The 12325-nt window shown below is 58.4% G+C and carries 9 protein-coding genes; 8 read left to right on the forward strand and 1 reads right to left on the reverse strand.

What is annotated here, in order from left to right; genetic code table 11:
• Positions 1-6 precede the first annotated feature (6 nt).
• A complete protein-coding gene (locus BFR47_RS08840; protein WP_071472725.1) occupies positions 7-357 on the reverse strand; it encodes an ArsC family reductase in 351 nt (116 codons plus the stop codon).
• Positions 358-627: 270 nt separating this feature from the next.
• Between BFR47_RS08840 and BFR47_RS08845 the strand changes: the two genes are divergently transcribed.
• From BFR47_RS08845 to BFR47_RS08880, 8 genes are all read left to right on the forward strand, one after another.
• Positions 628-1713, forward strand: a complete 1086-nt coding sequence (locus BFR47_RS08845) for a GGDEF domain-containing protein (protein ID WP_071472726.1) — start codon at positions 628-630, stop codon at positions 1711-1713.
• Positions 1714-1830: 117 nt separating this feature from the next.
• Positions 1831-3528, forward strand: coding sequence for an NAD-dependent malic enzyme (locus BFR47_RS08850; protein ID WP_071472727.1), 1698 nt, complete (start codon positions 1831-1833; stop codon positions 3526-3528).
• 297 nt (positions 3529-3825) lie between these two features.
• Complete coding sequence (gene tig, locus BFR47_RS08855; protein ID WP_071472728.1) at positions 3826-5151, forward strand: trigger factor; 1326 nt, start codon at positions 3826-3828, stop codon at positions 5149-5151.
• 72 nt (positions 5152-5223) lie between these two features.
• Positions 5224-5847 carry an ATP-dependent Clp endopeptidase proteolytic subunit ClpP gene (gene clpP / locus BFR47_RS08860; RefSeq protein WP_071472729.1) on the forward strand — a complete coding sequence of 208 codons (624 nt, stop codon included), beginning with the start codon at positions 5224-5226 and terminating at the stop codon, positions 5845-5847.
• 81 nt (positions 5848-5928) lie between these two features.
• On the forward strand, positions 5929-7209 hold the full coding sequence (clpX, locus tag BFR47_RS08865) for an ATP-dependent protease ATP-binding subunit ClpX (protein ID WP_071472730.1): 1281 nt from the start codon (positions 5929-5931) through the stop codon (positions 7207-7209).
• Positions 7210-7345: 136 nt separating this feature from the next.
• Positions 7346-9697 carry an endopeptidase La gene (gene lon / locus BFR47_RS08870; RefSeq protein ID WP_071472731.1) on the forward strand — a complete coding sequence of 784 codons (2352 nt, stop codon included), beginning with the start codon at positions 7346-7348 and terminating at the stop codon, positions 9695-9697.
• Positions 9698-9899: 202 nt separating this feature from the next.
• Complete coding sequence (gene hupB / locus BFR47_RS08875) at positions 9900-10178, forward strand: nucleoid-associated protein HU-beta (protein WP_483869863.1); 279 nt, start codon at positions 9900-9902, stop codon at positions 10176-10178.
• 118 nt (positions 10179-10296) lie between these two features.
• Complete coding sequence (locus BFR47_RS08880; protein WP_071472733.1) at positions 10297-12192, forward strand: SurA N-terminal domain-containing protein; 1896 nt, start codon at positions 10297-10299, stop codon at positions 12190-12192.
• Positions 12193-12325 lie beyond the last annotated feature (133 nt).

The raw sequence follows: 12325 nt of genomic DNA on the forward strand, positions 1-12325 counted from the left end.
CCTTGATTATTTATTGAATAAGCGGGAGTACAGTTCGGGTTTGAAGCCCAGGTGCAGCTCGTCGTCCATTGCCAGCAGCGGACGCTTGATCATCGCCGGATGGGTCTGCAGCAGGGCGGCGGCGGTATCCGGGCCCAGGTTGGCCTTGTCGGCCTCCGGCAAGGCACGGTAAGTGGTGCCTCTTTTATTGAGCAGTTGCTCCCAGCCGAGCCGCTCCAGCCAGTGTTGCAGTTCGGCCGGATCCAGTCCGTCGGCCCTGTGGTCGACAAAGTGATAATCGATGCCGTGTTGATCCAGCCATTTACGGGCCTTCTTTACGGTGTCACAGTTTTTGATGCCGTAGAGTCTGATGGTCAAGATGGGAGTCCTGTTAATGCTTGGGCTTGATACAGTGAGCAGAATTCTGTCACTTAACCCCGGCCCCTGCAACTGGCTGCCCGGAAACAGCGGAACCCCGGCCGATGCGATGATTTTTACCCGGGGGAAATATACACTGGCGCATCGTGCGGGCTTTGGGTAGTGTTGGCGTTTTTTTGGTTCCTGTCATCGTCGCTCCGATGCCATTATCGGCATAACCCGGGCGCGTTATCGGTTTGCTGTTTAACGATTAAAGAAAAGGGGAATGGGTTGGAACTCAAGGAATACTGGAGTGACCGCAATCACTCCCGGGATTTTAAGCTCATCCGTATCGGTTTTGTTGCCATTCGCTTTCGCTGGCTGGTTACCCTGCTTATTATCGGCATCGCCGGCTGGATTGCCGTCGACTGGTGGGTGCTGGATCCGGCTCATTTCAAGCTGCTGTGGAAGGTCCGTCTGATCACCGGTGTGATGCTGACCCCGCTGTTGCCGCTCAGTTATTTGTGCAAGCTCGACCGCCGCTGGATGGTGATGTCGCTCCATTCCCTGCTCGGCATTCTGCTGCTGTTCAATTTTGTCAGCCTGTGGAGCTTCCGGGACGGGGTGCCGATTCCGGTGGGCTACGTGGCTTTTCCCTATTTTCTGCTGGCGCTGCTGGCGGTATTGCCACTACCGATACGGTCCGGAATACGGGTGGCGGTGGTGGTGACGGTGGCGGTATTGGCGACCGATTACTGGCTCGATTCCCGCAGCCTGGACAACGGCGAGCTGCTTGATCGTATCTGGCTGTTATTGTGTTTCAGCCTGGCGATGATCTGGGTACAGACCGGGCAGTTGCGCATGTTGCTGGACCTGTACCGGGAGTCCACCCGGGATCCCCTGACCCGGCTGATGAACCGTCGGCTCTTTGTGCGCCAACTGGAAGATACCCGCCAGCACAGCAGTGCCGAACGTCCCTATACCCTGATCCTGCTGGATCTGGATCGCTTCAAGCGCATCAATGATGATCATGGGCACTTGATGGGCGACGAAGTGCTGGTCAGCGTGGCCAATACCATCATGGATATCTTCGGTCAGGACGCCACCGTTGCCCGCTACGGTGGTGAAGAATTCATGGTGCTGCTGGACAATACCGGACTGGAACAGGGTGAGCGGCAGGCCGAAACCCTGCGACTGGCGGTGGAGTCCCAGCCGGTGGAAAACCCCCTCGATGAAAGCGAAGTGATGGTGACGATCAGTGGCGGTGTGGTCGAGGGCCGCCTCGACAGCGACCTGACCGAATTGCTGCGCCAGGCCGATGAGGCGCTGTATGCAGCCAAAAGCAAGGGGCGCAACTGCGTGGTAGCACATCGATAGCCGAATGGCTATTGCGGATGGTGGTTTGGAAAAGGGGCTTGGCTTATACTGCGAGCCAGCCCCCACAACCCAATCATCGTTTCCCTCACAGGGACCAAAACTTAAGCGAGATGTCTTATGCCCCAAGAGCATCAGGAAAAACGTGCCCTCTATGTACCCTATGCCGGTCCGGCCCTGCTGGAAACCCCGCTGCTGAACAAAGGCAGTGCATTCAACAAGGAAGAGCGGATTGCGTTCAACCTGGACGGTTTACTGCCCCATAATATCGAGACCATCGAAGAACAGGTGTCCCGGGCATACAAACAGTACACCTCTTTTCAGAACGATCTCGACAAGCACATCTACCTGCGCAATATCCAGGATACCAACGAAACCCTGTTTTACCGCCTGGTGCACGATCACCTGAGCAAGATGATGCCGATCATCTATACCCCGACCGTCGGCAAGGCCTGTGAGGAGTTTTCCAATATTTACCGCCGGGCCCGGGGGCTGTTTATTTCCTACCCGGACCGGGATCGGATCGATGACATTCTGCAGAATGCCACCAAGCGTAACGTCAAGGTCATCGTAGCGACCGACGGCGAACGCATTCTGGGCCTGGGCGATCAGGGCATCGGCGGCATGGGCATTCCTATCGGCAAGCTGTCCCTGTACACCGCCTGTGGCGGTATTTCTCCGGCCTACACCCTGCCGGTGGTACTGGACGCGGGTACCAACAATCCTCAGCTGCTGAAAGATCCCATGTACATGGGCTGGCGCAACCCGCGGGTCACCGGCGAGGAATACGAGCAGTTCGTGGATGCCTTCATCAAGGCGGTGAAGCGTCGCTGGCCCAATGTATTGCTGCAGTTCGAAGACTTTGCCCAGAAAAACGCCATGCCGGTGCTCAATCGCTACAAAGACGAGCTGTGCTGTTTCAACGATGACATTCAGGGGACCGCCGCCGTGACCCTGGGGTCGCTGATCGCCGCCTGTCAGGCCAGCGGCAGCAAGCTGTCCGAGAAAAAGGTCGCCTTCCTCGGCTCCGGTTCGGCCGGTTGCGGTATCGCCGAACAAATCGTGGCGCAGATGAAGGCCGAAGGCCTGAGCGACGCCAAGGCGCGTGAGCGGATATTCATGGTGGACCGTTTTGGTCTGATCACCGACAACATGCCCAACCTGGTCGATTTCCAGCGTCCGCTGGCCCAGTCGCTGGAAAATCTGCAGGACTGGACCGTGGCCGGCGAGAACATTTCGCTGCTGGAAGTGATGCAGAACGGCAAGCCCGATATCCTGATCGGGGTATCCGGTCAGCCGGGTCTGTTCACCGAAGAAGTGATCAAGACCATGCACGCCCATTGCGAACGGCCCATCGTGTTTCCGCTGTCCAACCCCACCTCGCGGGTGGAAGCGACGCCGGAAGAAATCATCAACTGGACCGACGGCCAGGCGCTGGTGGCTACCGGCAGCCCCTTCGCCCCGGTGGAGTACAAGGGCAAGCTGTTCGAGATTGCCCAGTGCAATAACTCCTATATTTTCCCCGGTATCGGCCTGGGCGTGCTGGCCTGTGGCGCCAGACGGGTGACCGACGCCATGCTGATGGCCTCAAGCCGGGCCCTGGCGGCCTGCTCGCCGCTGGCCCAGGACGGTAACGGCGCCTTGCTGCCGCCGCTGGAAGAAATCCAGCAGGTGAGCCGTCAGATCGCCAAGATGGTGGCCAAAACCGCCCAGTTGCAGGGCCAAGCACTGCAGATTTCCGACGCGGCCCTGGACGAGGCAATCGAAGCCAACTTCTGGACCCCGGAATACCGCAAGTACCGTCGCGTCTCCTTCTAACGCGAGCGAACGCCGAAGATGAAAACAAGGCATGCCACGGCATGCCTTGTTTGATCCTGTGGTGCAGGAGAACACGATTTTGTGGCGGCTTTCTTGTTGAAAAGCACGAGTTCGTCCCCATATTGCTTAACCTGAGCCGTAGTGACGCTCGACGCTGCATTGTTGCCTCGCTATAATGCCGCGTCTGATTTGCCGCGAAGACACCTGTCTTCACCAGGATTCAAGGAAGCAGCCCGGGCTGTTTTAAACCAATCACAGGGTCAGCACCACGGTGCTGAAGAACATTGAGGTAATAGAATGCAAGTTTCTGTAGAGACGACTCAAGGCCTGGAGCGCCGTCTGACCATCACCGTACCTGCCGACAAGGTAGAAGGCGAAGTGAATAGCCGCCTGCGTCAGCTGGCCAAGACCCGTCGCATCGATGGTTTCCGTCCTGGCAAGGCGCCGCTGACCGTTATCAAGAAAATGTTCGGTTCCTCTGTAGAAGCCGACGTGGCCGGCGAACTGATGCAGCGTAACTTCTTCGAAGCGGTGATCAGTGAAAAACTGAACCCGGCCGGCATGCCCACCATGGAGCCAGCCGCGCTGAAAGCCGGTGAAGATTTCACCTTTACCGCTACCTTCGAAGTGTATCCGGAAGTGGAAGTGAAGGGTCTGGACGCCGTGAGCGTAGAAAAGCCGCAGGCCGAAGTACAGGATGCGGATCTGGACAAGATGATCGAGACCCTGCGCAAGCAGCACGCCGACTGGGTTGCCGTTGAGCGTGAAGCCACCACCGACGACCGCGTGACCATGAACTTCGTGGGCTCCGTGGATGGCGAAGAATTTGAAGGCGGCGCCGCCGAAGACTTCGTACTGGTTCTGGGCTCCGGCCGCATGATCCCCGGTTTCGAAGACGGTCTGATGGGCAAGAAAGTCGGTGACGACTTCACTCTGGAAGTGACTTTCCCCGAGGAATATCACGCCGAAAACCTGAAAGGCAAGCCAGCCCAGTTCGCCATTGCCGTGACCAAGGTTGAAGCCCAGCAGCTGCCCGAGCTGACCGAGGAATTCGTTCAGCGTTTCGGCGTGGCCGACGGCACTGTCGACGGTCTGAAAGCCGAAGTACGCAAGAACATGGAACGCGAACTGGCTCAGGCCCTGAAAGCGTCCGTGAAAGAGCAGGTGCTCGACGGTCTGCTGGAGCAGAACCCGGTAGACGTACCCAAGTCCCTGATCGACAACGAAATCGAGACCCTGCGCAAGCAGGCGCTGCAGCGTTTCGGTGGTATGGACCCGAAAAATGCTCCGCAACTGCCGGCCGAGCTGTTCCAGGAACAGGCCGAGCGTCGCGTGCGTGTCGGTCTGCTGCTGGGTGAAGTGATCAAGCTGAACGAGATCAAGGCCGATGATGCCAAGGTACAGGAAATCATCGCCTCCATGGCTGCTGCCTACGAAGATCCGTCCGAAGTGGTTGCCTACTACAACGAAAACCAGCAGATGCTGGAAAACGTGCGCAACCTGGCCATCGAAGATCAGGCCATCGAGTTCGTGCTGAGCCAGGCCAAGGTGTCTGACAAGCAGGTGAGCTTCGACGAAGTGATGAACAAGCCGGGCGTGGCGCTTAATAAGCATTTGACTTAAGCATCAAGCTCTTGCGTATAATGGCCCCAGTGTGAGTGCACTTGGGCCATTTTGTTTTGGGGACAATATCTTATGTCAAACAATCATAATCCGATGATGGACGGGCCCCTGGCTGCCCTGATCCCCATGGTGGTGGAACAGACTGCCAAGGGTGAACGTTCCTACGATATCTATTCTCGCCTGCTGAAAGAGCGGGTGATCTTCCTGACCGGCCAGGTCGAAGACCACATGGCCAACCTGATCTGTGCCCAGCTGCTGTTTCTGGAGTCGGAAAATCCGGAGAAAGATATCTACCTGTATATCAACTCCCCGGGCGGCTCGGTCACCGCGGGCATGTCGATCTACGACACCATGCAGTTTATCAAGCCGAATGTCAGCACCGTGTGCATGGGCCAGGCCTGCTCCATGGGGGCCTTCCTGCTGGCCGGTGGCGCCGCGGGCAAGCGCTTTGCCCTGCCCAACAGCCGGGTGATGATCCATCAGCCGCTGGGTGGCTTCCAGGGCCAGGCGTCGGACATCCAGATCCACGCCAAGGAAATTCTGTATATCAAAGAAAAGCTCAATCGTCTGCTGGCCGAACACACCGGCCAGGAGCTGTCGATTATCGAGCGCGATACCGACCGCGACAACTTCATGTCCTCCGAGCAGGCCAAAGAATACGGTCTGGTCGACGAGGTGCTGTTCAAGCGCGATTGAGCAAAGCGGGGTGGGGTGCTGTACACTCTTTGATAAGAGTTAGTAGGCACTCCCCAGCCTGTACGCATACGAGGTGACTGAATGACAGACAAACGCAAGGGCGAAGGGGATGGCGGCAAACTGCTGTACTGTTCTTTTTGCGGTAAAAGCCAACACGAAGTACGCAAGCTCATTGCCGGCCCTTCCGTCTACATTTGTGACGAATGTGTCGAGCTGTGCGAAGACATCATTCGGGAAGAGATCAAGGACATTTCGCCGAAGCGACAGGGCGATGCCTTGCCGACGCCACACGAAATCCGCGCCAACCTGGATGACTACGTTATCGGCCAGGATCATGCCAAGAAAGTGCTGGCGGTAGCGGTATACAACCACTACAAGCGGTTGCACAATGCCGGCGCCACCGATGGCGTCGAGCTGGGCAAGTCCAACATCCTGCTGATTGGCCCCACCGGGTGCGGCAAGACCCTGCTGGCCGAAACCATGGCCCGGTTGCTGGATGTGCCCTTCACCATGGCGGATGCCACCACCCTGACCGAAGCCGGTTACGTGGGGGAAGATGTCGAGAACATCATCCAGAAGCTGCTGCAGAAGTGCGACTACGATGTAGAGAAAGCCCAGCGTGGCATCGTCTACATCGATGAAATCGACAAGATTTCCCGCAAGTCCGACAATCCCTCCATTACCCGTGACGTTTCGGGTGAAGGAGTGCAGCAGGCCCTGCTGAAGCTGATTGAAGGCACGGTGGCTTCGGTACCGCCTCAGGGCGGTCGCAAGCATCCGCAGCAGGAATTCCTGCAGGTAGATACTTCCAAGATCCTGTTCATCTGTGGCGGCGCCTTTGCCGGTCTGGACAAGGTGATCGAGCAGCGCATGGACAAGGGCACCGGTATCGGCTTCGGTGCCGAGGTCAAGGCGAAGGACGACCGTTCTACCCTGAGCGAAATCTTTACCCGGGTCGAGCCCGAGGATCTGGTCAAATACGGCCTGATCCCCGAGTTCATCGGTCGTCTGCCGGTAGTGGCGACCCTGACCGAACTGGATGAAGACGCCCTGGTGCAGATCCTGTCCGAGCCCAAGAACGCGCTGACCAAGCAGTATGGTGCCCTGTTCGCACTGGAAGACGTGGAGCTGGAGTTCCGTGATGACGCCCTGCGCGCCATTGCCCACAAGGCGATGGAACGCAAGACCGGTGCCCGTGGCCTGCGCTCCATCGTGGAGGCGGTTCTGCTCGACACCATGTACGACCTGCCGACCCAGAGTGAGGTCGCCAAGGTGGTGGTGGATGAAACCGTGATCAAGGGTGAATCTGCCCCTCTGCTGATTTATCAGAAAGGGGAGACTCAGGCGGCTTCTGGCGACTGAACGCGGTTTTTTTGACCGATCAAAAGGGGCTTTATGCCCCTTTTTCGGTTTTTGCGTGTCCGGTGATTGAATATGATGATCTCGCCCCCATATACTGCCCAAGCGCTAATAATTGCATTCAAGCCGAGAGGACACTATGACCCTAGAGCGTTCCGAACGCATCGAAACCCCCGTTCTGCCTCTCCGTGACGTGGTGGTATACCCTCATATGGTGATCCCGCTGTTTGTGGGACGGGAAAAGTCTATCCGCTGTCTCGAGGCGGCGATGGAGCAGGACAAGAAGGTACTGCTGGTCGCACAGAAAGAGGCGTCCACCGATGATCCGCAGGCTGATGATCTCTATCAGATCGGGACCATCGCCAATGTACTGCAACTGTTGAAACTGCCCGACGGCACCGTCAAGGTGCTGGTGGAAGGCGGTCAGCGTGCGCGTATGGACCAGTTGCGCGAGCAGGACGGCTACTTCGTGGCCGAGGCTCAGTATCTGGAAACCGAAGCCCTCGACGAGCGCGAGCAGGAAGTACTGGTTCGCTCGGCCATTACCCAGTTTGAAAGCTACATCAAACTCAACAAGAAGATCCCACCCGAGGTACTGACCTCGCTCTCTGCCATCGAAGATGCGGCGCGGCTGGCCGACACCATGGCCGCCCATATGCCGCTGAAGCTGGAAGACAAGCAGAAGGTGCTGGAAATCGTCCAGGTTGGCGAGCGGCTCGAATACCTGATGGCGATGATGGAGTCGGAAATCGACGTGCTGCAGGTGGAGCGCCGCATTCGCGCTCGCGTCAAGAAGCAGATGGAGAAGAGCCAGCGCGAGTACTATCTCAACGAGCAGATGAAGGCGATTCAGAAAGAGCTGGGTGAGATGGACGAAGTGCCCGATGAATTCGAGGCGCTGCAGAAGAAAATCGAAGACGCCGGCATGACCGACGAGGCGCGGAAAAAGACCGACGCCGAACTGGCCAAACTGAAGATGATGTCGCCGATGTCGGCGGAAGCCACGGTGGTCCGCGGCTACATCGACTGGATGGTCGCCGTGCCCTGGAAGAAAAAATCCAAGGTGAAGAAAGATCTGGCCAAGGCCGAAGAGACCCTGGATGCGGATCACTATGGCCTGGAGAAGGTCAAGGAACGCATTATCGAGTACCTGGCGGTGCAGAGCCGGACCAGCAAGCTCAAGGGGCCGATTCTGTGCCTGGTGGGACCGCCCGGGGTGGGCAAGACCTCGCTCGGCCAGTCCATCGCGAAGGCCACCGGCCGCAAATACGTGCGCATGGCGCTCGGCGGCGTGCGCGACGAGGCGGAAATCCGCGGTCATCGCCGTACCTACATCGGCTCCATGCCGGGTAAGCTGATCCAGAAAATGGCCAAGGTGGGTGTTCGCAACCCGCTGTTCCTGCTCGATGAAATCGACAAGATGTCGTCGGACATGCGTGGCGATCCGGCCTCGGCACTGCTGGAAGTACTGGATCCGGAACAGAACCACAGCTTCAACGATCACTACCTGGAAGTGGATTACGACCTGTCGGACGTGATGTTCGTGGCCACCTCCAACTCCATGCATATTCCGGGTCCGTTGCTGGACCGGATGGAAGTGATCCGGCTGTCCGGCTACACCGAAGACGAAAAACTGAACATCGCCAAGAACCACCTGCTGTCCAAGCAAATCAGCCGTAACGGCCTGAAAGAAAGCGAAGTGGTGGTGGAAGATTCGGCCATTATCGGCATCATCCGCTACTACACCCGGGAAGCCGGGGTACGTAGCCTGGAGCGGGAAATTTCCAAGCTGTGCCGCAAGGCGGTGAAGGAAATTCTGCTCAATAAAGAGATCAAACAGGTGGTCATCAACCAGGACAACCTGAAGCAGTATCTGGGTGTGCATCGTTTCGATTACGGCAAGGCCGAAGAGCATAACCAGATAGGGCAGGTGACCGGTCTGGCCTGGACCGAAGTGGGCGGCGACCTGCTGACCATCGAGGTGGCCAACGTGCCCGGCAAGGGCAAGCTGGCCTATACCGGCTCGCTGGGTGACGTGATGCAGGAGTCCATTCAGGCGGCGATGACGGTGGTGCGCTCGCGATCGGAAAAATGGCGCATCAATGCCGACTTCCACGAGAAGCGCGACATTCATGTGCACGTACCGGAAGGGGCCACCCCCAAGGACGGTCCCAGTGCCGGTATCGCCATGTGCACCGCCCTGGTGTCCAGCCTGACCGGCAACCCGGTGCGGGCCGATGTGGCCATGACCGGAGAGATCACCCTGCGCGGCGAAGTACTGCCGATCGGCGGCCTGAAAGAAAAACTGCTGGCAGCTCACCGGGGTGGCATCAAACGGGTCCTGATTCCGAAGGAAAACGAACGGGATCTGGAAGAAATTCCGGACAACGTCAAACAGGATCTGGAGATTCATCCGGTGCGCTGGATAGAAGAAGTGCTGGAACTGGCGCTGGAACAGCCGCCTGAAGGCTTTTCCGCGGCCTCTGCCTGAGCTTTTTGAGTGCAAGTCATGGTTTCTGACTTGTCAGCGGCCATGACTCGCAGTAGCCTTGGATCGAATTTTATCTGGCGGTCTGGCGGCAGGGATTGTGCCGGTGGCCAGTGGAGCGGACACGAGATGCTGTCCACTTCCTTACATCAATAACGATATCGAACGGTTGCGTCTGCTGACCAACGTAAAAACGACAAGGGGAATGACTGTGAATAAATCTCAACTGATCGACAAGATTGCCGACGGCGCCGACATCACCAAGGCCGCTGCCGGCCGTGCACTGGATGCCTTTGTTGATTCTGTTACCGAGTCACTGAAAGAAGGCGATCAGGTGTCGCTGGTTGGGTTTGGTACCTTTGCCGTGCGCGAACGCGCTGCCCGTACCGGCCGTAACCCGCAAACCGGTGCTGCCATCGAGATTGCTGCCGCCAAGACGCCTGCCTTCAAGGCAGGTAAAGCGTTGAAAGACGCCGTCAACTAAGCGACGCTTTTATTGGACTTACAGGTCCGGCAGGTCATGATCCGAAAGGCGCATCAAAGGGGTGCGCTTTTTTTTCGGGTAAGGCGGCACGACCGTCTATCGGGAGTAACGACGAGTTATGTATTTTGACAAACTAAGGGCGGGTGCCCAGAGCACCGTCTCCAAAGTCATTCTGGTGCTGATTATTCTGTCTTTCGCCCTGGCCGGGGTGGGCAGCTATGTCACTAGGCCGGTGGCGGAAGTGGCCGCCGTGGTCAACGGTGACGACATCAGCGCCCAGGCACTGGAAAATGCCTATCGCAACGAGCGGGCCCGACTGGAAAGTCAGCTGGGTCCCCAGTTCAGTCAGTTGCTGGGAGATCCCCAGTATGTGGCGCAGATCCGGCGCTCGGTGCTGGAGCAGCTGGTCGAACAGCGGCTGATCGACCAGAAGGTGGATGAACTGGCCCTTTATGCCAGCGACGAGCAGGTGCGCAACGCCATTCGTGCCCTGCCGGAGTTTCAGCAGGACGGCCGCTTCAATAATGAACGTTACCAGCAATTGCTGGCACGCAGCGGACTGAGTGCCGAACAGCTGCGTGACAACATGCGCCAGGATCTGAGCCGTCAGCTGCTGCTCAATGCCCTGTTGGGATCGGGTTTCACTCTGGAAGCCGAAGCCGGCTGGCTGGACCGCCTGAACCGCCAGCAGCGGGACGCCGAACTGGTTCGCCTGCCCCTGGCCGATTTCAGCACCCGGGTGGAGCTGACGGATGACGAGGTGACCGCCTACTACGAGCAACAGCCCCAGCAGTTCCAGCGGCCCGAACAGGTGAAAGTGGATTATCTGCTACTGGATGCCAGCGCGGTGTCGGCCGACGATATCGACGAGCAGGCGATTGTCGATCAGTACCAGGCCAACCTGGCAGCCTATAGTCAGCCGGAGCAGCGCAAGGTTGCGCATATCATGGTGAACAAGGGCGATGACGCACGGCAGAAAATCCAGGCCATTGCCGAGCGGTTGAAGGCGGGCGAGTCTTTTGCCGAGCTGGCCCAGGCTGAGTCGGATGATGTGTTCTCCGGTGGCAAGGGCGGCGAGCTGGAGTGGATGGAGCAGGGTACCCTGGATCCGGCCTTCGACCAGGCGGCCTTTGCGCTGACCGAGGTGGGTGAGGTGTCCGATGTGGTGGAGAGCGATTTCGGTTTGCATCTGATCACCCTGCTGGACAAGCGTGACAGCAAGACCAGGCCGCTGGATGAAGTGCGTGCTGCCATTGCCGAGCGTCTGGCGCAGGAGCAGGCGGCAAATGCCTTCTACGAGCAGGAGCAGCGACTGGCCGAGCTGGCGTTCGAGTTTCCCGACTCGCTGGACATGGCCGCCCAGGAGCTGGGCCTGACCGTCACCTCGACCGGCTACTTCTCCGCACAGGACGCGCCGGCCGAGATCAACGACCCCCGGGTACTGACGCAGGCGTTTTCCGGTGAGCTGCGCAGCCAGGGCATGAACTCGGAGCTGATTGAACTGGGCAACAACAAGGCCGCGGTCATTCATGTGACCGATTATCGTCAGGCGGCGGTACGTGATCTGGCCGAGGTTCGCGAACAGGCCCGGGAGCTGGCACTGGCGGCCAAGGCCCGTGAGCTGACGGCAGAGGCGGCGGCAGAATTGCAGCAAGCCTGGAGCGCCGGTGAGCAACAGCAGTGGCTGGCCGAACATGAGCTGGCGATCACCGAACTGAAGGACGTGACTCGCAACAGCGAGCAGGACCCGACGGTGCTGGAGGCATTGTTTGCCATGCCGGAGCCAGAGCAGCAGCCGAGTCTGCGCGCCCTGGAACTGGCCGGTGGCGATCAGATGGTGATCAAGCTGAACCGGGTGACCACCCCGGAAGCGCCTTCCGAGATGCTGGCACAAATCCGCCAGGGACAGAGTGGCCTGCAGGGGCAACGTGAATATCAGAGTCTGATTGCCGCGCTCAAGGCGGCGGCCAGCATCGAGTATCGTCGTCTGGAAGTCCAGAGCGACCACTTCTGATAGCATTCAATAAAACAAGGCGCTTCGGCGCCTTTTGTCTTGTTTTTGACCAGTTGCCGTTTGTCTTGTACCGCCCTGTTGCCAATATGTATCTGATTTGATAATAAAGAGTGCGCGATTGGCGGGGGCCGTC

The organism is Oceanisphaera psychrotolerans (assembly GCF_001870485.1).
Lineage (GTDB): Bacteria > Pseudomonadota > Gammaproteobacteria > Enterobacterales > Aeromonadaceae > Oceanimonas > Oceanimonas psychrotolerans.